At 71.4% G+C, this 21,711-nt stretch carries 25 protein-coding genes and 1 pseudogene; 12 read left to right on the forward strand and 14 right to left on the reverse strand.

Annotated features, from left to right (window positions below; all coding sequences use genetic code 11):
* Window positions 1-325: 325 nt before the first annotated feature.
* From ACL02O_RS06740 to ACL02O_RS06755, 4 genes are all read right to left on the reverse strand, one after another.
* Window positions 326-1,735 carry an NAD(P)-binding domain-containing protein gene (locus ACL02O_RS06740; RefSeq protein ID WP_412817089.1) on the reverse strand — a complete coding sequence of 470 codons (1,410 nt, stop codon included), beginning with the start codon at window positions 1,733-1,735 and terminating at the stop codon, window positions 326-328.
* Window positions 1,736-1,816: 81 nt separating this feature from the next.
* The gene (locus ACL02O_RS06745; protein WP_412817090.1) at window positions 1,817-2,314 is read right to left on the reverse strand and encodes a GNAT family N-acetyltransferase; all 498 of its coding nucleotides are present in this window, start codon (window positions 2,312-2,314) and stop codon (window positions 1,817-1,819) included.
* Complete coding sequence (locus ACL02O_RS06750) at window positions 2,314-2,640, reverse strand: ArsR/SmtB family transcription factor (protein ID WP_412817091.1); 327 nt, start codon at window positions 2,638-2,640, stop codon at window positions 2,314-2,316. The genes ACL02O_RS06745 and ACL02O_RS06750 overlap by 1 nt, the downstream gene beginning before the upstream one ends.
* A 158-nt stretch (window positions 2,641-2,798) precedes the next feature.
* Complete coding sequence (locus tag ACL02O_RS06755; RefSeq protein WP_412817092.1) at window positions 2,799-2,963, reverse strand: hypothetical protein; 165 nt, start codon at window positions 2,961-2,963, stop codon at window positions 2,799-2,801.
* 90 nt (window positions 2,964-3,053) lie between these two features.
* On the opposite strand from ACL02O_RS06755, the gene ACL02O_RS06760 reads away from it, so the two are divergent.
* From ACL02O_RS06760 to ACL02O_RS06775, 4 genes and pseudogenes are all read left to right on the forward strand, one after another.
* Complete coding sequence (locus tag ACL02O_RS06760; protein WP_412817093.1) at window positions 3,054-3,437, forward strand: ArsR/SmtB family transcription factor; 384 nt, start codon at window positions 3,054-3,056, stop codon at window positions 3,435-3,437.
* 157 nt (window positions 3,438-3,594) lie between these two features.
* Window positions 3,595-4,281 carry an arsenate reductase/protein-tyrosine-phosphatase family protein gene (locus tag ACL02O_RS06765; RefSeq protein ID WP_412817094.1) on the forward strand — a complete coding sequence of 229 codons (687 nt, stop codon included), beginning with the start codon at window positions 3,595-3,597 and terminating at the stop codon, window positions 4,279-4,281.
* Between the two features lie 71 nt (window positions 4,282-4,352).
* Window positions 4,353-5,066 (forward strand): annotated as a pseudogene (locus ACL02O_RS06770) (aquaporin); the annotation flags it as partial.
* A gap of 211 nt (window positions 5,067-5,277) precedes the next feature.
* A complete protein-coding gene (locus ACL02O_RS06775; RefSeq protein ID WP_412817095.1) occupies window positions 5,278-5,685 on the forward strand; it encodes an arsenate reductase ArsC in 408 nt (135 codons plus the stop codon).
* Window positions 5,686-5,730: 45 nt separating this feature from the next.
* Here the strand turns inward: ACL02O_RS06775 and ACL02O_RS06780 are convergent, their stop codons facing one another.
* The gene (locus ACL02O_RS06780; protein ID WP_412817096.1) at window positions 5,731-6,774 is read right to left on the reverse strand and encodes an ArsO family NAD(P)H-dependent flavin-containing monooxygenase; all 1,044 of its coding nucleotides are present in this window, start codon (window positions 6,772-6,774) and stop codon (window positions 5,731-5,733) included.
* 187 nt (window positions 6,775-6,961) lie between these two features.
* Here ACL02O_RS06780 and ACL02O_RS06785 point away from each other — a divergent pair, with 187 nt between their 5' ends.
* Window positions 6,962-7,333 (forward strand): ArsR/SmtB family transcription factor, encoded by a 372-nt coding sequence (locus ACL02O_RS06785; protein WP_412817097.1) that lies wholly within the window; start codon window positions 6,962-6,964, stop codon window positions 7,331-7,333.
* Between the two features lie 85 nt (window positions 7,334-7,418).
* On the opposite strand, the gene ACL02O_RS06790 is transcribed toward ACL02O_RS06785, so the two are convergent.
* From ACL02O_RS06790 to ACL02O_RS06810, 5 genes are read right to left on the reverse strand one after another with little or no spacing between them, the layout of a single operon-like run.
* Window positions 7,419-7,925, reverse strand: a complete 507-nt coding sequence (locus tag ACL02O_RS06790) for an SAM-dependent methyltransferase (RefSeq protein ID WP_412817098.1) — start codon at window positions 7,923-7,925, stop codon at window positions 7,419-7,421.
* Window positions 7,922-8,215, reverse strand: a complete 294-nt coding sequence (locus ACL02O_RS06795; protein ID WP_412817099.1) for an NAD-dependent epimerase/dehydratase family protein — start codon at window positions 8,213-8,215, stop codon at window positions 7,922-7,924. The genes ACL02O_RS06790 and ACL02O_RS06795 overlap by 4 nt, the downstream gene beginning before the upstream one ends.
* Window positions 8,216-8,225: 10 nt before the next feature.
* Window positions 8,226-9,350, reverse strand: coding sequence for a flavin-containing monooxygenase (locus tag ACL02O_RS06800; RefSeq protein WP_412817100.1), 1,125 nt, complete (start codon window positions 9,348-9,350; stop codon window positions 8,226-8,228).
* A complete protein-coding gene (locus tag ACL02O_RS06805) occupies window positions 9,347-9,928 on the reverse strand; it encodes a hypothetical protein (RefSeq protein ID WP_412817101.1) in 582 nt (193 codons plus the stop codon). The genes ACL02O_RS06800 and ACL02O_RS06805 overlap by 4 nt, the downstream gene beginning before the upstream one ends.
* A gap of 26 nt (window positions 9,929-9,954) precedes the next feature.
* On the reverse strand, window positions 9,955-11,403 hold the full coding sequence (locus ACL02O_RS06810) for an MFS transporter (protein ID WP_412817102.1): 1,449 nt from the start codon (window positions 11,401-11,403) through the stop codon (window positions 9,955-9,957).
* A 138-nt stretch (window positions 11,404-11,541) separates the two neighbouring features.
* Here ACL02O_RS06810 and ACL02O_RS06815 point away from each other — a divergent pair, with 138 nt between their 5' ends.
* Together ACL02O_RS06815 and ACL02O_RS06820 are read left to right on the forward strand one after the other, a co-directional pair.
* Window positions 11,542-12,120, forward strand: coding sequence for a TetR/AcrR family transcriptional regulator (locus tag ACL02O_RS06815; RefSeq protein WP_412817103.1), 579 nt, complete (start codon window positions 11,542-11,544; stop codon window positions 12,118-12,120).
* A 390-nt stretch (window positions 12,121-12,510) separates the two neighbouring features.
* Complete coding sequence (locus ACL02O_RS06820; RefSeq protein ID WP_412817104.1) at window positions 12,511-12,825, forward strand: rhodanese-like domain-containing protein; 315 nt, start codon at window positions 12,511-12,513, stop codon at window positions 12,823-12,825.
* 1,008 nt (window positions 12,826-13,833) lie between these two features.
* Here the strand turns inward: ACL02O_RS06820 and ACL02O_RS06825 are convergent.
* From ACL02O_RS06825 to ACL02O_RS06835, 3 genes are all read right to left on the reverse strand, one after another.
* Entirely contained in the window at window positions 13,834-14,463 is a 630-nt protein-coding gene (locus tag ACL02O_RS06825; RefSeq protein ID WP_412817105.1) for a hypothetical protein, read from the reverse strand.
* Between the two features lie 155 nt (window positions 14,464-14,618).
* Window positions 14,619-15,218: a DUF6114 domain-containing protein gene (locus ACL02O_RS06830; RefSeq protein ID WP_412817106.1), complete on the reverse strand. Its 600-nt coding sequence runs from the start codon at window positions 15,216-15,218 to the stop codon at window positions 14,619-14,621.
* 77 nt (window positions 15,219-15,295) lie between these two features.
* Complete coding sequence (locus ACL02O_RS06835) at window positions 15,296-15,907, reverse strand: DUF6230 family protein (protein ID WP_412817107.1); 612 nt, start codon at window positions 15,905-15,907, stop codon at window positions 15,296-15,298.
* Between the two features lie 519 nt (window positions 15,908-16,426).
* On the opposite strand from ACL02O_RS06835, the gene ACL02O_RS06840 reads away from it, so the two are divergent.
* The 3 genes from ACL02O_RS06840 to ACL02O_RS06850 are packed head-to-tail and all read left to right on the forward strand — an operon-like array spanning window position 16,427 to window position 19,308.
* Window positions 16,427-17,245, forward strand: a complete 819-nt coding sequence (locus tag ACL02O_RS06840) for a PIG-L deacetylase family protein (protein ID WP_412817108.1) — start codon at window positions 16,427-16,429, stop codon at window positions 17,243-17,245.
* 13 nt (window positions 17,246-17,258) lie between these two features.
* Window positions 17,259-17,942 carry a response regulator transcription factor gene (locus ACL02O_RS06845; RefSeq protein WP_412817138.1) on the forward strand — a complete coding sequence of 228 codons (684 nt, stop codon included), beginning with the start codon at window positions 17,259-17,261 and terminating at the stop codon, window positions 17,940-17,942.
* The gene (locus tag ACL02O_RS06850) at window positions 17,932-19,308 is read left to right on the forward strand and encodes a HAMP domain-containing sensor histidine kinase (RefSeq protein WP_412817109.1); all 1,377 of its coding nucleotides are present in this window, start codon (window positions 17,932-17,934) and stop codon (window positions 19,306-19,308) included. Before ACL02O_RS06845 ends, ACL02O_RS06850 begins: the two co-directional genes overlap by 11 nt.
* 88 nt (window positions 19,309-19,396) lie before the next feature.
* Here the strand turns inward: ACL02O_RS06850 and ACL02O_RS06855 are convergent, their stop codons facing one another.
* Window positions 19,397-20,083 (reverse strand): DUF2202 domain-containing protein, encoded by a 687-nt coding sequence (locus ACL02O_RS06855; RefSeq protein ID WP_412817110.1) that lies wholly within the window; start codon window positions 20,081-20,083, stop codon window positions 19,397-19,399.
* A 234-nt stretch (window positions 20,084-20,317) separates the two neighbouring features.
* On the opposite strand from ACL02O_RS06855, the gene ACL02O_RS06860 reads away from it, so the two are divergent.
* Complete coding sequence (locus tag ACL02O_RS06860) at window positions 20,318-20,659, forward strand: TfoX/Sxy family protein (protein WP_412817111.1); 342 nt, start codon at window positions 20,318-20,320, stop codon at window positions 20,657-20,659.
* 139 nt (window positions 20,660-20,798) lie between these two features.
* Window positions 20,799-21,656, forward strand: a complete 858-nt coding sequence (locus tag ACL02O_RS06865) for an SPFH domain-containing protein (protein WP_412817112.1) — start codon at window positions 20,799-20,801, stop codon at window positions 21,654-21,656.
* The last annotated feature ends 55 nt before the right edge of the window (window positions 21,657-21,711 follow it).

Genomic DNA, 21,711 nt, shown 5'->3' on the forward strand with positions numbered 1-21,711 from the left:
ATCGACTGGAAACTGCGACCAGGCCACGAGGAGGGCGGTGGCTGCAATCGAGCCGGCGGTCATCAGGGCACCTCTGCCGCACCGATCCAGCCAACGTCCTATCGGGACAGCCATCAGGGCGCCGGCGAGGACGGCGGCGGTGAGCGCTCCCGTCACCGCGGTGGTGAAGGCGCCGAGGCTGATGGCCATGGGGCCGAGGAGGAGGGCGTAGCCGTAGTAGAGGTGCCGTAGCCGACGGTGGAGGTGATGGCGAGGGCGGCAACGATGCGCCATCCGGGGCGCCCGCCGACGGTGGGGTCGGCGGGCGCCACCGTCGGAGTGGTCATCAGCTGCCGCAGCAGCCGCCGGCCCGGCCGGTGGTCGGGGCGCCGAGGCTGATCAGGTTCAGCGGTGCGGAGAGCAGGCCGCCGGAGATGCCGGTGGCGAGCCCTTTGGCGGCCGGCTGTGGGGTGGGGCCGCAGCAGCTGTCGGTGCCGGTGGAGTCGGCGGGGTTGCTGTTGCAGACGCCGGTCTCGGGCAGGTCGAGCTGGACGTCACGGGCTGCCTGCCAGTCGCCGGCGAGGGCGGCGACGACGGAGCGGACCTGCTCGTAGCCCGTGGCCATGAGGAACGTCGGCGCGCGGCCGTAGCTCTTCATGCCGACGGCGTAGTAGCCAGGCTCGGGGTGCGTGAGTTCGTCGACGCCGTGCGGGGGAACGGTGCCGCAGGAGTGCTCGTTCGGGTCGATCAGCGGGGCGAGGACACGGGTGGCGCCCATGATCGGGTCGAGGCCCAGGCGCAGCTCGGCGGCGATGGAGTGGTCGGGCCGGAAGCCGGTGGCCGCGACGATCCGGTCGGCCGTCATGGACTCTTCAGTGCCGTCGGCGTGTCGGACGACGACGGCGACTCGCCCGTCGGTCGGGGTGATCTCGTGGACGGTGAAACCGGTGAGCAGCCGGATTCGGCCGGCGTCGACGTGGTCACGCAGGCGCGACCCGAGCGCGCCGCGCGCTGGGAGCGCGTCGGCGTCGCCGCCGCCGTAGGTGCGGGCCGGGGACGCCGACCGGATGGCCCAGGTCACCTCCGTGCCGGCCACCTGCGCGGCGAGGTCGGCGAGGGAGAGCAGGGTGTTCGCGGCGGAGTGGCCCGCACCGACGACGAGGGTGTGCCGGCCGGGGAACCGGTCGCGGTCCGCGCCGAGCACGTCCGGCAGCGCGTGCTCCAGGAACGCGGCAGCGTCCTTCTCACCGCGCGCCGGGAGGCCGGAGGCGCCGAGGACATTGGGGGTGCCCCAGGTGCCGGAGGCGTCGATGACGGCGCGGGCGAGGATCTCCTCGCCGGTGGTGAGGCGGACCAGGAACGGGGCCTGCTCGCGGCCGGCGGTGCGCAGCCGGTCGAACCCGAGCCTGCTGATCGCCTCGACCCGGGCCCCGTAGCGCAGGTGTGGCTTGAGCTGCGGCAGCTCCGCGAGGGGCTGCAGGTAGGCGGTGACAAGCTCGGCGCCGGTGGGCAGGGCGTCGGGGTCGGGGGCGACCCAGCCGGCGTCGTCGAGCAGCCGCCGGGCGGCCGGGTCGATGTTGTACCGCCACGGGGAGAAGACGCGGACGTGGCCCCACTGCTTCACTGCGGCGCCGGCGGTGTCGCCGGCTTCGAGAACGGTGAAGGGCAGGCCGCGCTCGTGCAGGTGGGCGGTGGCGGCGAGGCCGACCGGGCCGGCGCCGATGACGGCGACGGGCAACTGCTCAAGGGTGCTCATCGGGGCAACTCCTATATTGATGTCTATCGAATCAGAGATACCGTAGGGGGCCGCCGCCGATTCCGGCGGCGACTACGGGGGTCAGGCGATGGTGGGGCTGCGGCGTTCGAGCAGGATGACGTCGCGCCATCGGCCGTGGTGGCGGCCCACGCGCTCGCGGGTGCCGATGACCCGGAAGCCGGCCCGCTGGTGCAGGGCGAGACTGGCGGCGTTCTCGGGGAAGACGCCGGACTGGATGGTCCAGATGCCCGCGGCCTCGGTGGCGGCGATCAACACCTCCAGCAGCAGCCGGCCTGCGCCGCGGCCCTGGGCGGCGGGGTCGATGTAGACGGAGTGCTCGACCACGCCGGCGTAGACCGCGCGGGACGATGTCGGTGACACGGCGACCCAGCCGACGACGATGTCGTCCGTGTCGACGGCTACGAACCGGTGGTCGGCCAGCCTGCCGGCGTCGAACGCCGCCCACGTCGGGGCGACGGTCTCGAAGCTGGCGTTGCCCCCGTCGAGGCCGGCCTGATAGATGGCCAGGACCCGGTCGGCGTCATCCGCCGTCATCGGGCGGACGGCGATGTCGGCCATCAGCACTCTCCGTTCGGGATCGGGGCCGGGCGGCCCATGACCACGTCGGCGGCCGACGGGAAGCAGCCGACGCAGGCGTCGTTGATGCGGTAGAGGCGGGCGGTACCGACCGGCTCGACGAGCACGAACCGCACCTCGGTGAGGATCTTCAGGTGCTGCGAGACGGTGGACTGGGCGAGCCCGACAGCGGCGACGATCTCGCCGACGCTCATCGGCCGGTTGTGCCGGGCGAGGTACTCCACGATCTGCACCCGGGTCGGGTCCGCCAGGGCCCGGAACCATGAGGCGTACGTCTGCGCGGTCTCCCGGTCGAGCAGTTCGTCCACCACCCACCCCTTCTATCGCTTATCGCCGATTGACGATGAAAGTCTAGCGGGTGTCGTCGCGGCCTGGGCGGGGCTGCCGCAGCAGGCGCCGGAGCCGGTGACCTGCAGGGCGGTCGGCGGGGTCGCCGGCGAAGCCGCCGGCGGTGGGGTGTCGGCGCTCATGTCACCCTCTCCTCAGCGGGGCTGCTCAGCGTGTAGACGGTGGAGCGGGCGCGGTCGTAGCGGCGCCCGGCCCGCTGGGCGGGGGTGGACACCTGGGCGCAGGAGTCGCAGAACCGGACACCGGCCAGGGGTGTTGATCGGCGGCGCGTAGTGCCGAACATGGCTGAGCCTCATTTCGTCGAGACGCCCTGTCTTGACGTCTGTCGAATCAGAGATTTGCACGCTGATTAGAGAGATGTCAACCTAGAGGCATGCCGAAGCAACAGGGGTCGCTGCCCGTGGTGGATCTGAACGCCGATGCGCCGTGCTGCCCGCCGCTGGCACAGCGCCGGGTTCCGGCCGAGACGGCCGCGGTGCTCGCGCCCGCGTTCAAGGCGCTGGGTGACCCGGTGCGGCTTCAGCTGATGTCGATGATCGCTTCCGCCGAGGGCGGGGAGGCGTGCGTGTGCGACCTGACACCCGCCTTCGAGCTGACCGGGCCGACGATCTCCCACCATCTCAAGACTCTGCGCGAGGCGGGCCTGGTCGATGCGGAGCGGCGCGGGACGTGGGTCTACTACCGGGCCCGGCCGCAGATCCTGCGCCAGCTCGCCGCCCTGCTGTCGATCGAGCCGGCACCCGCCTCCCGGGCCTGACCCCGCCGCCCCCTCTCCGCCACCACGCGCCGGCACCGTCCGCGACTCGATCCGCCGCCACGGGCCACGTCGGCCGGGGCCCGCCACAGGCGACGCCGGAGATCCCGGCGGCAGCGTCGGCTTGACGGCAGAAAATTACTCAGTAATGATTGAGTCAATGAACGTTGAGCCAGATTCCCTGGTCGAGCGCGCACGGGTCCACGCCGCGCTCGGCGACCCGGCGCGCCTGGCGATCGTGGACGCGCTCACCCTGGGCGACGCCTCCCCCGGAGAGATCGCCCACACCCTCGACATGCCGACAAACCTGATCGCCCACCACGTCAAGGTCCTCACCGACGCCGGCCTGGTCACCAAGGGCCGCTCCGAGGGCGACCGTCGCCGCACCTACCTGCGACTACGCCCCGACGCCCTCGCCACCCTCGCCCCACCTCGGCTGACGGGCGTCGGCCGAGTGGTGTTCGTCTGCACCCACAACTCGGCCCGCTCACAGTTGGCCGCCGCCCTGTGGAAGCGGCGCACCAGCAGCGACGTCGCCTCCGCCGGCACGAAACCGGCGGCGAGGGTCCACCCCCGGGCAATCGCAGTGGCCCACCGCCACCACCTCGACCTCGACCCGACCGGCACCGCCCACGTCGCCGACGTCGTCCGCGGGGACGATCTGGTGATCGCCGTGTGTGACAGCGCCCACGAGGAACTGACCGGCCCGGTCCGGCCCCGCCTGCACTGGTCCGTCCCGGACCCCGTCCGGCCGGGCACCGACGACGCGTTCGAAGCCGCCTACGCCGACCTCGCCGACCGGGTCGACCGGCTCGCCCCCGCCGTCCTTCCGCGGGGTCCCCGATGACCGGCACGACCACCCGACAACCACCATCGTCCTGCCGAGTCGGGACCGCTCAACCAGGAGAGATCAAACTGATGACCATTGCACTTCGGCGGCGCCTGCTGGCCGAGTTCCTCGGCACCGCCCTGCTGGTCACCGCCGTGGTCGGCTCCGGCATCATGGCCACCACCCTCTCCCCCGGCGACGTCGGCCTCCAACTGCTGGAGAACTCCACCGCCACCGCGTTCGCACTCGGCGCGCTCATCCTGATCTTCGGCCCGGTATCCGGGGCCCACTTCAACCCGGTCGTATCCGCCGCCGACTGGTTCCTCGGCCGCCGCGCCGGCACCGGCCTTTCCGCCCGCGACCTCGCCGGCTACACCATCGCCCAGGTCCTCGGCGGGATCGCCGGATCAGTGCTGGCGAACCTGATGTTCGCCCTCGCCGCCGTCGACTTCTCCAGCAAGGACCGGGCCGCGGGCCACCTGTGGCTCGGCGAGGTCGTCGCCACCACCGGGCTGATCCTGCTGATCTTCGCCCTCGCCCGCTCCGGCCGCGCCCCCGTCGCACCCGCTGCCGTCGGAGCCTACATCGGCGCCGCCTACTGGTTCACCTCCTCCACCTCGTTCGCCAACCCCGCCGTGACCATCGGCCGCGCGTTCACCGACACCTTCGCCGGTATCGCCCCCAGTTCGGTGCCCGGGTTCGTCCTGGCGCAGCTCGTCGGCCTCGCAGTCGGCATCGGCCTGCTCGCCGCCCTCTACCCCGACGCCGGGAAGGCCGCCGACCAGGTCGTCGTCCCCACGGACGAGGACGCCGCGATCGGTCGCCGCTCATGACACTGGGCCCACACCACACCGGCACGGATCGGCCTTCACCCGGCTTCGTCAACCGGCGATACGGTCCCGGCCGCTACCGGCTGGTCGACCGCACCAGCACCCGCGACCACGTCCCGGCCGACAGCGTCGACCACGCGCCGGTCAACCCGCCCCACGACTCGAACTGCAGGAAAGGCACCCCATGAGCGACAAGCCCAGCGTCCTGTTCGTCTGCGTCCACAACGCCGGCCGCTCCCAGATGGCCGCCGGCTGGCTGCGCCACCTCGCCGGCGACACCGTCGAGGTCCGCTCCGCCGGCTCCGCACCCGCCGACCAGGTCAATCCGGCCGCCGTCGAGGCCATGCGCGAGATCGGCATCGACATCACCGACCAGACTCCCAAGCTCCTCGAATACGCCACCGCAGAGTCGTCCGACGTCATCGTCACCATGGGCTGCGGCGACGCCTGCCCCGTCTTCCCCGGCAAGCGCTACGAGGACTGGAAGCTCGATGACCCCGCCGGCAAGGGCGTCGAGGCTGTGCGTCCGATCCGCGACGAGATCCGCACCCGGGTGGAGAAGCTGCTCGCCGAGCTGCGCCGCACCGCCTGACGCCGCCCTCGACCGACGCTGGCCGGGCCCTCGGGCCCGCCCGGGCTACCCGCCGAGTCGGGCGACGATGTCGGCGACCGTGGCCTTAGCCGTACGGCCGGCACCCACCAGCGTGGCCGACGCCGGCCCCGTCCAGTCGCCGTAGCCGACCAGGTACAGGCGGGGCTCGTCCACCGACCGGGTGCCCTCCGTGGCCACCTTCCCGTCCTGCCACCCGGGCAGCAACGGCGCCAGATGAGTGAGGTTGGGCCGGAAGCCGGTGCACCAGATGACCGCAGCACAGGGCTGCTCGGTGCCGTCCGGCCAGCGCACGCCGTGTGCGGTGAGCCGCGCGAACATGGGACGGGCGTGCAACACCCCACGATCCCGTGCTTCGCGGACGCCGGGCACCATGACGATGTCCCCAAGATCGCTGACACCGCCACCAGCACCACCAGCCGCCTTGCGGGTGGCCACCCCGAACAGCACCCGACCGTCGACGTCGTCCGGCATGAACCGCGCAGGGCGCAGAGTGACCCAGGTGGCCTCGGCGACCCGGGAAACCTCGGCCAGGATCTGCGCCGCCGAGTTACCCCCACCGACGACCACCACCCGCTGCCCACGGAACTCCTCCGGCGAGGTGTAGTGCACCGTGTGCAGCTGCCGACCCGCGAACTCGGCACGGCCGGGGATATCGGGCACGTACGGGCACTCCCACGTACCGGTGGCGGAGATGACATACCGGGCCAGCCACCTCCCGGCGTCGGCCTCCACCGCCAAGCGCTCCCCGACTGGCCGCACCTCGTGGACCCGGACCGGCCGACGCACCCGCAATCCGTACCGCTGCTCGTAGGCCCGCAGGTAGTCCACGACGTACCCGGCGGTCGGGAAGTCCTCGCCCTCCTGCCGAGGCATCCCCCACCCCGGCAGCGGGCTGTACTCCGCCGGCGAGAACAACCGCATGGAGTGCCAGTAGTGCTGCCACGCCCCACCCGCCTCCACCTCGGCGTCGAGGATGACGTAGTTCAAGCCGGCGCGGCGCAGGTAGTAGCCCGCCGCGAGGCCAGCCTGCCCGTCCCCGACGACCGCCACGTCACCCGACCCGGGCACCCTGTGCACCTCCCTGCGTCCGCCGATCATCATGCCGAGTAGTCCAGGACACCGATACGCCGGGCTACGCGGGCACTCGCTGGTTCCGACCGCCGGCACCACCGGGACGGGTCATCACGGCTCCGCACCTGCAAACTGACGGCGACGGTTCCGGTTCCACCGGCCTATCGATGGTGTTCGTGGAACGATGGAAGACGTGGGAACTGCGAAAACTGCTACGCCTGCCATCTCGCCTCTTGCCGGCGAGCCGATCAAGCGTGCCGATGCCGAGCGGCTCGCGGGAGTGCTGAAGGCATTCGCCGACCCGGCCCGGCTGCGACTGCTCAGTCTGATCCAGTCCGCTCCCGAGGGCGAGGCGTCCGTGAGTGAGCTCACCGGGCCACTCGGGCTCTCCCAGCCGACCGTGAGTCATCACCTTCGCATCCTCACCGAGGCCGGCCTGCTCGAGCGCGAGAAGCGCGGTGTCTGGGCGTACTACCGCCTGGTGCCGTCCGCGATCTCGGCTGTCGCGGACCTGTTGACGCCGCCCCGCAAGCGGGCGACGAAGAGGGCCCGCTGAGTGGGGACCGCACATGGCTTGTCGCGCCGGCCCCCACCGGCCCTCTTGCGCGCGAGTCGTGGCTTCGCCGAACGATCACACCGGCTCAGGCACGACCGTCGACTCCACCCAAGCCCTGGCTGCTGAAGTACTCGGCCATCAGGCGGTCGGCCCACTCCGGCTGCTGGACGCGGTCCGGGAGGAACTGGCGCATCACGGGTTTGATGTCGAGCACCGGAGTGCCGGCGACCGCGTCCAGTCCGCGCACCCGCAGTTCCCGGCCGCGCACAGTGATGACCTCGCATATGGTGCAGCCGATCCGGTTGGGTCGGCGCGGTCCGCGGTCGGCGAACACGCCCACCTCGGGCAGATCGGCCCGACCGCGGGGCCGTAGCGGCTGCCGGTAGTCCGCACGCTCGGGGAGGCGGTTGAAGAAGTAGACCACTTCGACGTGGGTGAAGCCGGCGAGGCCGGTCAGGCACCGGTCGCCGAAGCGTGGTTCGACCAGGATGATGCTTTCCACGTCGCCCCAGTGGTCCGAGTCCTGCGGATTGGTTCGTCGGTTGTGGGCGGTGCCTATCGGCGTCACGCTGATCGCGTCGGGCTGCGTCATCCGGTTGCTCCCGGCTCGGTGGCGGCCCGGGCGACCGTGAGATCGGGCGGTTCGAGGCACAGCACGACGGCGCGGACCCGGTGCTCGGCGAGGATCCGGTCGAGGCTGGTGGGGTCGCCGACGTCCAGGCGGACCGTTCGCACGCTGGACGGCAGGCGGGCGCGATCGGGACGGCGGCCGGCGGCGATCACGCGGCTGGGGAACCAGCCGGCGAGGGTCGTCGAAACCGTCGCGCCGACCGCGCCGTATCCACCGACGACGAGGACGGCATCGGATGGTGCTTGTGTCATCGGGCAGGTCTCACCTTCGTCTCATGGGTGTCCGGCTGATGGCGCGGGCGATCCGCCGGGCCTCGATGGGATGCTGCCGGAGGCTGCCTTCGATCGCCGGGTGGTAGCCGATGAACCACAGCCCGCTCGGGGATCGGTGTTGGCCGGTGCCGGGCCGCCCGGTGCGGTCGAGGACGTCGAGGTGCCCGACGAGGTGCGTGAGGCCGGGGTCGTAGCCGGTGGCGGTGAGGACCACGTCGGGCTGGAGCCGGCTGCCGTCCCGCAGCACGACGTCGGGGCCGTCCAGGTGGTCAACGGCGGCGACGACGTGCAGCCGGCGGGCGGTGAGATGGGCGACGAAGCCCTGGTCGACCGCGACCGTGACGCCGGTGGCGCGCATGCGCTCGAACGGGCCCTGTTCCGGGGTGGGCAGCCCGTAGGGGCTCAGGTCGCCGAACGCGTGACGGGCGATGGATCGAGCCAGGCGGTCACGGACCCGTTCGGGCAGGAAGCGGAGTGCGCGGGTGAGCGGGTGCAGGGGCACGCCGAAGCACTCACGCGGCAGGATGTTGGGCGGGTTGCGCACCGAGACCCACAGGTGCCCGACCCCGGCGTCGACGAGGTGGCCGGCGATCTCGACACCCGAGTTGCCCGCGCCGACGAGCAGCACCCGGGCCCCGGCGACGTCGGCGGCCCGCCGCAGGGTGGCGACGTGCCGGACCGGCCGTTGGAAGCCTGCTCGTCCGGGCCAGTCGGGCACCTTGGGGACGCGGTCGTGGCCGGTGGCGACGATGACGTGGTCGGCCTGGTACGGGCCGGCGTTCGTGGTGACCTCCCAGCCCGCCGCTGCACGGTCGATCCTGCGGGCCTGGACACCGAGGCGGACGTCGAGCCGCTGATGGTGCGTGAAGTGTTCGAGGTAGGCGATGTAGTCGTCCCGGCTCACCCACCGGCCCGAACGCCGCGGGATGCGCAGGCCCGGAAGGTCGGACAGCCAGCGGATGGTGTTCAGCCGCAGACTGTGGTGGCGGTGCCGCCAGGCGGTTGCCACAGCATCGCCCTGTTCCAGGAGGATCGGGGTGATCCGGCGCCGTCGTAGGGCGGCTCCGGCAGCCAGCCCGGCCGAGCCGGCTCCGATGATGACGGTGGGTGTCATGCCGCCTGCCCGATGCCCGGGTCGGTGAACCTGACACGGCCGAGCAGGCTGAAGCCGAGCGAGTACAGCGCGGCGCCGATCACTTCGAGGATCTGGATGAACGGCGAGCGCGGGCCGGCGGCGAAGATGAACAGGCCGCCGGCCCAGTAGGTCAGGGCGCCGACGCCGAGCAGCAGCCCGCACCACCAGGCCCCGCCGCGGACGAGCGCGGCAGCGAGCACGCCGTATCCGATCGGGAACAGCACCAGCGCGGGCAACACCAGCAGCATCCCGCCCGGGTCGAGGTCGGCGGCTTTGTGGACGAGCTCTGGCGTGTAGCGGGCGCTGACCGGGTTGTGGGAGCCGTCATAGACGATCAGTGCGAGCCAGGCGAAGGTGCCGGCCAGCGCCGTGTTACGCGCAACCAGGCGACCTGATGCCATGTTGGCGAGGGCGAGCGCCTGCAGAGCCAGGCCGATCGCCTGGATCGCGTGGGTGACGCCGTACGTGTCGCCCGCGTGAGCGATCCCGTGGCCGTCGCGGGCCGGGTGCAGGACCGTACCGCCCAGGAACAGGATCGCCCCGGCGGTCGCGATCACGGTGGCGAATGTGGGTTTGCGGAAGTTCATCGGTCTGACCCTTCTGCGGAGACGAGCGTGGCCGGCGCCGGGATCGGGCGCGAGCGCGAGCGCGAGCGCGAGCGCGAGCGCAACAGGATGAGCGTGAGTGCGCAGCCGAGCAACGCCAGGCCGGCGGCCGCGGCGAAGCCGGCGCGCAGCCCCGACAGATAGCCGGCCGTGCCGGTCACCGTGGCGGCCAACACGAGGATCGCGCTGATACCGATGCCCGATCCGATGCGTTGGGCCGTGTTGACGATGCCCGCGGTCACGCCGGCGTCCGGCTGGGCGACCGAGGTGACGGCGGGCGCGGTGACTCCGACGAACGCGGCGGGCAGACCGACACCGAGAACCAGCGCGGCGGGCAGTACGTCGGTGACGTAGTCGACGGTGGAGGGCAGCGCGGTGAACCAGGCCAGCGCGACGGCCTGCAGAGCGAGACCGGCCGCGAGCAACGCGCGCGCGCCGAATCGCTTGCTGGCGGCGGGGATGGCGGCTCGGGAGGTGACCAGTGCCGCCACCGCGACCGGCAGGAGCGCCAGGCCCGATCGGAGGGGGCTGTAGTGCTGGGTGTTCTGCAGGTAGAGGGCGAGCAGCGCGAACGCCGGTACGTGGGCCGCACCCACCAGCGCGTTGACGATCGTGGAGCCGATGACCTGGCGGACCCGGAGCAGCCGCAACGGAATGAGCGGTTGTGCGGCCCGGGCCTCGGTGGCGACGAGGCCGGCGAGCAGCACCAGCGCGACCGCGAGCAGGATGGTGGCCAGAGCCCGCGTTCCTCGATCGGCGAGCGCGCCGATCGCATACCCGAGCAGCAGAAGGCCGGTCGTGCCGAGGACGGCGCCCGGCAGGTCGAGACGTCCAGCCGCACCGGACCGGCGCGGCGGGTCGGCCGGCAGCAGCCGGCCGGCCAGCGACAGTGCTGCCGCACCGACGGGCAGGTTGATCAGGAATATCGACCGCCACCCCAGGCCCTGGGTCAGCAGCCCCCCGGCTGCGGTGCCGATCGCCGCGCCGGCCGCACCCATCGCGCCCCAGACCGCGAACGCCCGGCGGCGGGCAGCCGGCTCGGTGAACGTCCGGGTCAGCAGCGCCAGTTGGGCGGGCACGGTCACGGCGGCACCGATGCCCTGCACCGCACGGGCCGCGACGACCAGCCACGCGGCGCCCGCCAGGCCGGCCATCGCCGACGCGACGGTGAACAGCGCCAGACCGAACCCGAAGACACGCCGCGGCCCGAGCAGGTCGGCCGCGCGGCCGCCGACCAGCATGCATCCACCGAACGCCAACAGATACGCGTTCGTGACCCAGGCCAGGCCGGCCTCATCCAGGCGCAGGTCAGCGCCGATGCTCGGCAACGCGATGTTGACGACGGTCGTGTCCAGAAAGATCACCAGCTCCACCGCGGTGATCAGCAACAAAGCTGCCGTGCGACCGGTGGTCGCGCGTTCACCCATCCCGCCCTCACCCCCACTTTCACTAGAGCAACACTCTAATGAGAATTGCGCTAGAGTGTGGCTCTAGTCAAGAGGGGAGGTCATGTGACGGCAGGATCCGGCGTACGCGCAGCCAAGGCCGCCCAGACCCGCGCACGCATGCTCGCCGCCGCCCGCGAGCTGTTCACCGCGCGCGGCTACACCGCGACCACCATGCAAGCCATCGCCACTCGAGCCGGAGTGGCCGTGCAGACGGTCTACTTCACGTTCGAGACCAAACGGTCGATCCTCAAGGAACTGCTCGACATCGAAGTCGCCGGCGACACCGCACCGATCGCCACCCTCGACCGCCCCTGGGTCGTGCAGGCCTTGGCGGCACCCCCCGCCGACATGCTGCGGCGCCTGGTCGCGGCGACCGGCGAGATCCACACCCGCGTCGCGCCGGTGCTCGAGGTGGTACGGTCAGCCGCCGCGACCGACCCCGACATCGCCGAACTGTGGCGGACCAACCTCGCTCAGCGCCACACCGTCCTCGCCGTCTTCACCGGAGCGCTCGCCGCCAAGGACGGACTTCGACCCGAACTCAACGCCATCCGCGCGGCCGACATCGCCTTGGCCACCCTCGCGCCGGAGACCTACCTGCTCCTCACCCGCGATCGCGGCTGGACCCGCGAGGAATGGGCCGGCTGGGCCGCAGGAGCACTGATCGACAGCCTCCTCAATCAAGGATCTCGCTAGAGCTGCAAACCAGCCAACATCACGGGCGCCGCAACGGCATGTCGGCGCAGGCGCCCTCGGCACGGTCTGCAGAATCGATCCGCGTGGCCCGACGGGCCCTCGATGACCTGCGTGCCACGCTGAACGACCGGCGGAGGCGTACCTGCCGAACGCGTGGGCCGACGATCCGGACCGGCGCCCGGCCACTGGAGTGCCCGACCGCTCCAGGTTCGTCACGAAGATCAGCCTCGGTCAGCGGATGCCCACCCGCGCCCTCGACGCCCCGTGAAGGAGGGGCATCAGCTCCCCTCCCCGCGAAGGCCCTCGGCGCGACTGGCAGCGGCGCGAGCCGGCGCGCTATGGTCGGCTAACGGCATACCCCCGGGGGTATCTAGTCAAAGGAGCAGAGCCATGCGAGAGGTCGACATCGCGACCTTCGCCGCCGCCCACGCCGACGGGGCGACGGTGATCGACGTACGGGAACCTGCCGAGTACGTCAGGGGACACGTCGCCGGCGCCTCGTGCATCCCACTGGGCCACCTGCCCACCAGCATCAGGGACCTGCCCCACCGCCGCACGGTGTATGTCATCTGCGCCAGCGGCAACCGCAGCCAGGTCGGCGCCGAAATTCTCGAACGCGCCGGGATCGACGCCCGGTCGGTTACCGGTGGCACGGCGGCGTGGGCCCGCGCCGGTCACCCCATGACTGAGGGCAGCCGGGCCTGAACCGGGGGCGGGGACATCAACTGAGAGCCCTGGAGACCGCATGTGACAGGGTGGATTCTTCCGAGAGCTGTACGACGAGCGGATCCGTGCCGTCGGGCAACCCGGGGCGGTGGCAGCCGGTCACCTGACTGTTGGCCGCTCCGGCGGGCGTTGTCGTCGGGGCACCGCTCGCCGGCGGGGGCCGCCAGGCCGGCAACCTCGCCGGCGGCATGCGGGACGCCGGCGCATTCCTCGCCGGAGACCCGATTTCGCCAAAGTGTCGGGACCAGGGGGCCGAGGCCAGGGAGACTGGATTGCGCCATTGCCGATGGGCCACCGTAGCGAGAGCTTGATCAAGCGTTGCGACACCGCGCCGCTGACTTGAGTCCTTACTCAACGCTCCGGGCCCTCGCCGGGAGCCGGGCTCGCCGATGTCCTCTCAGCGGAGTTGAATGTCATGGCCGACCCGCTGGGCCTTGCGCACCAGACGGTCGACGGCGTGCATCCGGAGCGGACCCATGAGGACTGACAGGAAGCGTAGGCACAACCGGGAGCTGCACGGCGGCTGCCTCGCTTGACCTGCGTCACCATACCGGCTGCCCTGTCCCGGAAGTGACCGCCGTTGACCTCAACGCCCACCCGTGTTCCGTCAAGTCGATGCCGAGCGCAGCACGTGTCTTCACAGCGTCAGACGCCATGCTGATCCCGGCGCCGACGGGCGTGAACTCGGGCACCTTCTCCGCCACGGTCACTCGTGGCCGGTACGGGCCAGCGCGATAGCGGCGGTCAGTCCGCCGCGCATCGGCCGGGCAGCGACGTTGATCTGAGACCCCTCGCCTCCTAACACTCCGAGCCTTGGGGTGCCTTGCGGGGAAGGCATCCGGTCCCCGTACCCTCCCTCGCCCGAAGGCGCTCAACAAGAGGCTACGGCGGCCGGGACGATCACATGCCGTGGCAGGTCAGCCGGTTCTTCCAGGCGACGGAGCTGGCGGTGCTCGCCTTGACGTGGTCTCTCGCGGGTCCTCGCTGTCACTCGAGGCGGACCCCCAGCTTCGGCCAGGCGGTCATGCTGTCGCTGGAGACGAAGGCCAGGTCGACGGTGAGGTCGGTGAAGGTGACCGGGTTGGGAGGCGCGATCGGAACGAAGTCCTGCCGGTCCGGAGTCAGCGTCAGCTCGGTTCCGAGCAGGCGCCCGGTGAAGCGGGTGATGTAGAAGCCAACCTTCCCCCGCAGGGTCGCCCGCTGGGTCGTCAGGAGCATGGTCCGACCGGCCGGTGCCGGCGCTCGGAGTAAAAAGTCCTCGATGACCGCTTGGTCCATGGCGAACTTGATCGCCTTCATGGTGCCGTCGCCGGTTGGGAGGTCGACGATGCCCTCAACGCGCAGCCCGGTCATGGTCACCGCAGAGCCGACCAGATTCGACGGGGTCACCGCGACTGCGGGCTGGCCCGGCCCGACGGCGATACGCGGCAGCGGCTGTCTCATCTCGACGGGGTCGGTGCGACTCGGCGCCGGTTCAGGGGTGGTGCAGCCGACGGCGGGATCCGTCGGCTGGGGCGCATCTGTCCGAACCAGCGCCGGGCGGGCCGGCGCGCAAGCTTGTGCCGGGTCCGCCGCCAACGCCGCTGCGGCGCACACGCCCAGCAGCCCGAGCAGCACCGTCAGGTGCCCTGGATCAGGCCGCCCGAGTCCCGAGGGCAACGCCTTCGCTCGGATGGCCCGCCGAAGAATTCCGACTCCTCCCCGGTTGCCGTCGCGCCTGGCGGATACGCGCCGGGCCAGGCACCGCGTCCCAGTACCACCTCCGCCCGCCATCAGCGCCCGTTCCGGGACTCGCGGCTACCGCTCCTCGTTCCGCGGTCCCCATCTGGAGCCGGCGGCTCAGCGCTCGCCTCGACCGTCGACTCGCCATGCACCGGCTGAGCGTCGGCCGGGCCGTCCCACGCCGGCTGGCCACCGGCGCTGTCGCGCCGCCCTCCGGGCCCGTCAACCGCCGACTCGCTGCGCGGCTGGCTGGGCCGGCGCGGACCCGGCACCCAGGCGAATGCGAGGGCGCTGCCGACTGCGCCGAGCGCGGACCCGAGGAAGAAGCCGCCCAGGTTCACCGCGATCAGGGCGAAGAGCGCGGTGACTGCAGCGACGACGGCGTAGAAGATCCGCTGCTGGGGGCTGAACCACATGAGCGCCCCGCAGGTCAGCAGGATGGCGGGGACCAGCCAGGACAGGAGGCCCGTCGGCCCCATCTGAAGGGAGAGCGCAGCGAACGACATCTGCGTGGTGCCGGCGAACTCCAGGCCGGCCAGCGCGGTGACCAATCCGCCCGCGAACGGCCTCGCTCGTCGCCACCTCCGGAAACCGAGCCACACCTTCCGGAACCGGTTCGGCGGGGCTTTCTCACGTTCGGCCGTTGCCATATGCGCCTCCTACCCGGCGATGCGTCGGTCGGAGATGGGGGGCGCGGAAGCGTATCCCGCCGTGGATTGGTGTCAGCTCAAAAGCATTCCCTGGCGGCCGCGCCGACGTTGACCTTCAGTTTCAGCCCGGTCAGATTGAACACCCCGGCCTGGGTGGAGCGGGCTACCTGGCGAAGATTCGTGATAGTCACCGCCTCGGCCTGCTGGCCGAACGCCTTCGGCGCGCCCTTGGCGCCATCGGGGCCACCCTTGAGCGTCGATGCGTCCTGTCCGATGTTGATGTTTCTGAACGTGACGTCTCCCTCGAGTGACTCCACGTCGATCAACAGGTTCTTTGCTTTGGCGGGCCGGCCGTCACCGCCGGCCGTGATGGTGAGCACGATAGGAGCATTCGGCACCTTCGCCGACTGACAGAGGTCGAGGATCTCCGCTTCGCGGATGCCGGTGACGGCAACAGGATGCTTCGTGCCGTCGACTTCCTGAGCAACACCGCCGTACTGGACAAAGCCCTCACCACGCAACTCGGAAGCAGAAACCTTGAAGGTCTGGCCGGAAACAAAGAATGAAGCCGCGATCGCGCCATGGGACAGCCCGAAAACAATCATGGCTGCAACGGCCACAGCCGGCAACAAAGCGGCCGCGAAGCGACGCCATCGGATATGGCCCACGTTGCCAGAGCGATCCTGCACGATTCCTCCTTGCGGTAGACGTCGTGCCGGGTAGCCGGACAGACTTGACCACCCCCGCCGGACCTCGCCACTTGTCACCGGCGGGTGGGAAGGCGCCGTCGGGGCGCATCCGTGAGACTCAGGTCACCAGCGCCGCCGGCCCAAACGCTAGCACCTGAATGGTTCTCGCATCTGTGACATCCGGGAGCGTCGATTCACTTGGCTCGGCGGCAATCCAAGTGCACGCAGTGCCCACATCCGATCGGCGGCCGGCAGTCCTCGGATCCTTGTTCAGCCGCCGTTCGCTGACGCGACCGAGAGTGCTGTACCCGTAGCCGCCCCGGGCAAACCGGAAGTGAGAGGGCGTGGCGGCACTGCGTGACGCGGGCCCGGAACCGGTCCGGCACCCGCTGTGCACTTTGAAACGGGGCCAGGAAGACCATCCTCGCATACCCCGGGGGGTATGATTGGAGTATGGCGACGTCAACGAGAACCGGACAGTGCGATGGCGTCGGGCCTGGTCCGTCTCTGATCCGCGACGTGAGCGCTGTGCTGGCGGTGATAGCGCACCCGGACGACGAATCGTTCGGCTTGGGTGCCGTGATCGACTGGTTCACCGAGCAGGGTGTGCCGGTTGGCGTGCTGTGCTTCACCCACGGCGAAGCCTCGACGCTGCACGCGGCTCCGGGTGACCTTGCCACGATTCGCGCGACGGAGCTTCGGGCGGCCGCCGGCATCCTCGGAGTTTCCCCGGTCCGGCTGCTGGACTACGCGGACGGCCGGCTCGACCAGACCGCGGTGGCGGAGCTGGCCGGCCAGGTGATCCGGCTGATCGACGAGATGAACCCCAGCCACCTGCTCGTTTTCGACGAAGGCGGCATCACCGGTCACCCCGACCACCAGGCGGCCACGGCCGCAGCGCTGGCGGCAGCCCGCTCCACGCGGCGGGCGCTGCTGGCCTGGGTCGTGCCGGAAACCGTCGCGGATCGACTGAATGCCGAATTCGGCACCGCGTTCCTCGGCCGCCCGGCTGCGCAACTCGGCGAGCGCCTGGTGGTGTCCAGGGTCCGCCAACTGCGGGCGATCGCCGCGCATGCCAGCCAGTCGCACACCAACCCGGTGCTGCACCGGCGCATCGCGCTGCTCGGCGACCGCGAGCATCTGCGCCTGCTCTACCGGCCGGGCGGAGGCTGCCCCGCCGAAGCGGGTGTGGGGTCAAGGACGACTCGGCCCGACCATGCTCTCGGCAGCGGGGTGTGGCCTCGGTCGCGGCTGACACCTCATCCGTGGCGAGATCTGCCGACCGCGCGTCGCGGGCCGTTCGCCCCTGGCCCAGCCGTGCCGGCGGCGGGAGCGTGAGGGTGTGTCGGAAATGGTACTGGTCGTCGAGGACGATCGGGAGTTGCGGGAGGTGGTCCGCCGCTACCTTGAACGGGCCGGGCACGCGGTGCACACCACCGGATCGGGTGCGGAAGCGCTGAGCCGCCTGGCCGCCGGCGGGGTCGACCTCGTCGTGCTGGATCTGGGCCTGCCGGACGTGGACGGCCTGGAGGTGCTGGCCGCCGCCCACGACGGTCCGCAGGTGCCGGTGGTGGTGCTGACCGCGCGCAGCACGGTCGAGGAGCGCATCGACGGATTGCGTCGGGGTGCCGATGACTACGTCACCAAACCGTTCAGCCCGACCGAGTTGGTGTTGCGGGTGGAGGCCGTGCTGCACCGTACCCGCGGCGCTGCCAGTTCCGCCGGACCGGTTGGCTTCGGCGGTGGCCGGCTGCGGCTGGACGAGCAGCGCCACGAGGCGTTGCTGGATGGCAGTCGGCTGGACCTGACCCCCACCGAGTGGGGATTGCTGACCGCGCTGGCCGCCGCCCCGGGCAGGGTGTACTCCCGCTACGAGCTGATCAATCGGGTCCGCGGGTACGAGTTTCCCGGGTACGAGCGCACCATCGACTCACACGTCAAGAATCTCCGCCGCAAGCTCGGCCCGGACGTCGCCGGCGTCGTGGAGACCGTCCTGGGCGTCGGTTACCGGCTGGGCTGGACCCGTGACCGCTGAGCCGTCGCAGCCGAGCAGCCGGGGACGGCCCCTGGCCGGCCCGCTGGGCCGGCGGCTGCTGGCCGCGTTCGTGCTGGTGGCGCTCTCCTCGGTGGCTGTGCTCAGCATCGCCGCGCTGGTGGCCACCAACCGCGGGCTGGTCAGCGCCCAGCAGGCCGAGCGGCAGCAGGTCGCGCAGCGGGTGGCGGCGGCGGCCGGCGCCGCGTACGCCCACGCCGGGAGCTGGACCGGCGCGGAGCTGGCGCCGGCCGCGGCGTTGGCCGACGGCGCGGGCGCCCGCCTGGTGGTGCTGGAACCCGACGGCGGCATGGTGTGGCCCGGCCGTGGCATGGGCCCCATGGCCGGCATGCACCCCGGCACAGGCACGGTCGTGGAGGCATCGGTCACCGCCGCCGGGCAGCGGGTCGGCACCGTGCGGCTGACCTTCACCGCTGCGGCGGCCAGCGGCCGCGGCGTGGCCTGGTCCTGGATCGGCGGTGCCGCGCTGGCCGCGCTCCTCGCGGCGCTGTTGGTCAGCGCGTACGTGGCCGGCCGGCTGGCCCGGCCGCTGGTCACGCTGGCCGCCGCCACCCGCCGCTTCGCGGCGGGCGACCGCACCGCCCGGGCGGCGGTGTCCGCGCCGGGCGAGTTGGGCGAGGTGACGCGCGCCTTCGACACCATGGCCGAGGAGGTGGTACGCGCCGAGCGGGTCCGCCGGCAGTTGGCCGCCGACGTGGCCCACGAACTGCGCACCCCGCTGGCTGCCCTGCAGGCCGGCCTGGAGGAACTGCGGGATGGGCTGCGCCCGGCCGACCCGCAACGGCTGGCCGCCCTGCACGACCAGACCCTGCGCCTCGGCCGGGTCGTCGAGGACCTCGCCGACCTGTCCGCCGCCGAAGCCGCAGTGCTGTCCCTCCACCCCGTCGACACCGATCTCGCCGCCGTGGCCCGCGCCGCGCTCGCCGCCCAGCACCCGCGGCTGGCCGCCGCCGGCCTGACCGTCACGACCGATCTCGACCGGCCGGTCCCGGTCCGGGCCGACCCGGACCGGCTGCACCAGGCCATCACGAACCTGCTGGCCAACGCCGCTCGCTACTGCCGCCCCGGCGACCGGGTCGACCTGCGGGCACGCGTCGGGAACGGCGACGCGCTGCTCGTCGTGGCGGACACCGGCCCCGGTATCCCGGCCGAGGAACTGCCCCACGCTTTCGAACGGCTCTGGCGCGGCCGGGACGCCCGGCACATCGCCGGCAGCGGCATCGGCCTGGCCGTCGTCCGCGAGCTGATCACCGCGCACGGCGGCGCGGTCGCGCTGGACTCACCTCCGGGCGGCGGGCTCACCGTCACCATCCGCCTGCCGGCCCGGCAACCGTCCGCCGTCGGTTGACCCGGCGATGAGCGCCGGCGCCGTCCGCCGGTGTGTCGGGAAGGCCCCGACACCGGCGGACGGCGGCACCGCGGTCGTGGGGTTGGGGTCAGGTCCAGCGGGTGAACGCGGCCAGGTGTCGCTCGGAGGCGGCCAGCAGGTTGGTGTAGACCTGCGTGACATCCGGGGCGGACAGGTCGGTCAGCGCGGCCTTCAGGTCGGCGATGTCGGTCTGCTCGACCTTCCTGCCGACCGCGAGGGCGGCCGTCCGGCTGGCGTTGCCCTCAGCGAGCAGCTTGTCGTACGTGGCCTGCACCGCCGGGTCGCTGAACCTCCCGTCGGCCGTGCCGGCGGTCGGGTCGGCCACGCCGTAGCGCTGCAGCAGGGTCCGCACCGTGGTCAGGTGCTGAGCCTCGGAGTTGGCGATGTGGTCGAAGACCACCAGGTCGTACCTGGCGCCGTAGGCCGCGTACAGGTCGTGTGCCAGCTTTTCCTCCTGGGCCATTGCGGCCAGGGCGCTCTTCTGCACGTCGGTGAGCGTGCCCTGCTGCACGGTGACCGACTGCCCGGCGCAACTACCGCCCCGGGCCACCGCGCCCGAGCCCATCGGGCCGACGGCGCCGTCGCGGGCGCCGTAGCCCATGCCACCGCCCCAGCCTGGGCCCGGCGTGGCAGAGGCTGCCGGCCGGTCGAAGGGGCCCGTGCCGGCCAACGCTGGCACGGCGACCGCCACCCCACCGAGGCCCAGCGCGCCGGCCGCTACCAGGATCACCGTCCGGCGGGTCGTTGTTCTCATCTCGTCCTCCTTCATCGGTGCCGACGCCACCACCATCGCGCCGCGGGGTGCCGCTGCCGTGGAGACCGTGTGGAGGCGACGTGGAGAACGCCAGTCCCGGGGCGATGACCGACTCTGCTGCTGACCCGCGTGGACGAGGTTTCCGCAAACGCAGGGCCGGTCAGCCGGACGAGGCGGCAGCGGCCTGCGCATTCGACGACGCGTCCGGCAAAAGTCCGGTGCCACGATGTGGGTATGGCGTATGACGAGGAACTCGCGGACAGGGTGCGGGAACTGGTCGGGGGCGAATCCCGGCTCGCCGAGAGGCGCATGTTCGGCGGCTTGGCGTTGATGGTGAACGGCAACATGGCGGTGGTGATCCGTGGCGCGGGCGGTCTCATGGTCCGCGTCGACCCGGCGGAGTCCGAACGGCTGCAGACCGAGCCCGGCGCGCAGGCGACCACGATGCGCGGCCGGCAGATGCGCGGATGGATCACGGTTGATCCTTCAGCCTGCACGACGAACGCCGACCTGGCTCGGTGGGTCGATCAGGGCGTCACGTACGCGCGGACCCTGCCCGGGAAGCAGGTGCGCTGAGCGGGTGACCGCGCCGGCACGTCACCCGTCGGCACCGCCCGGCTTCCGACGCCTCACTCCGCTTGCTCAGCCTGGCTACACTCCAGCGGCAGCAAGATCGACTCGGGATATCGCCGGACGTCATCGAAGGAGACGTGTCATGCCAGCGCTGTTCATCTGCGCACTCATACTCTTCGCCATCGCCGTAGGCGCAGCGCTGTACAGCCTCATTCCACCCCGCGGCGCGAAAGGCCCGACCCTCGGTGGCGCGGTGGGGGCGGCCCTGCTCGGCGTCGTCCTCACCATCGGCGCTGCGGCGAACTCCGTACCCGTTCGCAACGTCGGTATCGTGACCTCGTTCAACAAACCCACGGGCGAAATCACCGGCAGCGGGCTGAACTGGGTCGCCCCGTGGCAGAAGATCGGCGAGTGGGACGCCAGCCGGCAGAAGTACGACCACATCGGCGTGGACAAGGCCGTCACCGTGCGAACCGGGACGCTCGCCAACGCGGGCGTCGAGCTGCTGATCGAGTGGCAGGTCCGCCCGGAGAACGCCCCCCGTCAGTTCATGGACTACAAGGGCGACTTCGAGGCCTTCCGCGGGCAGCGGGTCGGGGTTCAGCTCGACGGGGCGGTCAACGACGCCTTCGCCAACTACAACCCGCTGGCCAACATCGATGCGAAGACCGGAAACCTCAACGTCGACCTGAAGCCCTTTGCCGACAAGGTGAAGGCCTCTGCTCAGGGGCGCCTCGGCGACGACATCGAGATCCTGTCGGTCACGATCATCCGGGTCAATCACGACGAAAAGACCGAGGCCAACATCAAGGTGTTCCAGGACAAGCTGGCCCAGAGCCGCAACCTTGACCAGGATCTGATCAACGCTGAGAAGCAGCAGGCGGTCACCAGGAAGAACGCCGAGGTTGACAAGGTCACCCGCTGCCTGGAGATCGCCGAGCGGACCGGCAGCAGTCCTGGCCTGTGTCTCAACCCGGGCATCGTCATGGGCGCGAAGTGAGCCCGTTGCTGGAGGAGTAGCGCCCGTCGTCGGCTGGGCGGTGCCGGTGGCCGAC

This window comes from Micromonospora mangrovicola, from assembly GCF_047200535.1.
Classification (GTDB): domain Bacteria; phylum Actinomycetota; class Actinomycetes; order Mycobacteriales; family Micromonosporaceae; genus Micromonospora.

Coding starts and splice junctions, on each gene's coding strand:
- ACL02O_RS06740 (WP_412817089.1), bottom strand. CDS start 1,735: ATGAGCACCCTTGAGCAGTTGCCCGTCGCCGTCATCGGCGCCGGCCCG.
- ACL02O_RS06745 (WP_412817090.1), bottom strand. CDS start 2,314: ATGGCCGACATCGCCGTCCGCCCGATGACGGCGGATGACGCCGACCGG.
- ACL02O_RS06755 (WP_412817092.1), bottom strand. CDS start 2,963: ATGTTCGGCACTACGCGCCGCCGATCAACACCCCTGGCCGGTGTCCGG.
- ACL02O_RS06760 (WP_412817093.1), top strand. CDS start 3,054: ATGCCGAAGCAACAGGGGTCGCTGCCCGTGGTGGATCTGAACGCCGAT.
- ACL02O_RS06765 (WP_412817094.1), top strand. CDS start 3,595: ATGAACGTTGAGCCAGATTCCCTGGTCGAGCGCGCACGGGTCCACGCC.
- ACL02O_RS06775 (WP_412817095.1), top strand. CDS start 5,278: ATGAGCGACAAGCCCAGCGTCCTGTTCGTCTGCGTCCACAACGCCGGC.
- ACL02O_RS06785 (WP_412817097.1), top strand. CDS start 6,962: ATGGAAGACGTGGGAACTGCGAAAACTGCTACGCCTGCCATCTCGCCT.
- ACL02O_RS06790 (WP_412817098.1), bottom strand. CDS start 7,925: ATGACGCAGCCCGACGCGATCAGCGTGACGCCGATAGGCACCGCCCAC.
- ACL02O_RS06795 (WP_412817099.1), bottom strand. CDS start 8,215: ATGACACAAGCACCATCCGATGCCGTCCTCGTCGTCGGTGGATACGGC.
- ACL02O_RS06800 (WP_412817100.1), bottom strand. CDS start 9,350: ATGACACCCACCGTCATCATCGGAGCCGGCTCGGCCGGGCTGGCTGCC.
- ACL02O_RS06810 (WP_412817102.1), bottom strand. CDS start 11,403: ATGGGTGAACGCGCGACCACCGGTCGCACGGCAGCTTTGTTGCTGATC.
- ACL02O_RS06815 (WP_412817103.1), top strand. CDS start 11,542: ATGCTCGCCGCCGCCCGCGAGCTGTTCACCGCGCGCGGCTACACCGCG.
- ACL02O_RS06820 (WP_412817104.1), top strand. CDS start 12,511: ATGCGAGAGGTCGACATCGCGACCTTCGCCGCCGCCCACGCCGACGGG.
- ACL02O_RS06830 (WP_412817106.1), bottom strand. CDS start 15,218: ATGGCAACGGCCGAACGTGAGAAAGCCCCGCCGAACCGGTTCCGGAAG.
- ACL02O_RS06845 (WP_412817138.1), top strand. CDS start 17,259: ATGGTACTGGTCGTCGAGGACGATCGGGAGTTGCGGGAGGTGGTCCGC.
- ACL02O_RS06855 (WP_412817110.1), bottom strand. CDS start 20,083: ATGAGAACAACGACCCGCCGGACGGTGATCCTGGTAGCGGCCGGCGCG.
- ACL02O_RS06860 (WP_412817111.1), top strand. CDS start 20,318: ATGGCGTATGACGAGGAACTCGCGGACAGGGTGCGGGAACTGGTCGGG.
- ACL02O_RS06865 (WP_412817112.1), top strand. CDS start 20,799: ATGCCAGCGCTGTTCATCTGCGCACTCATACTCTTCGCCATCGCCGTA.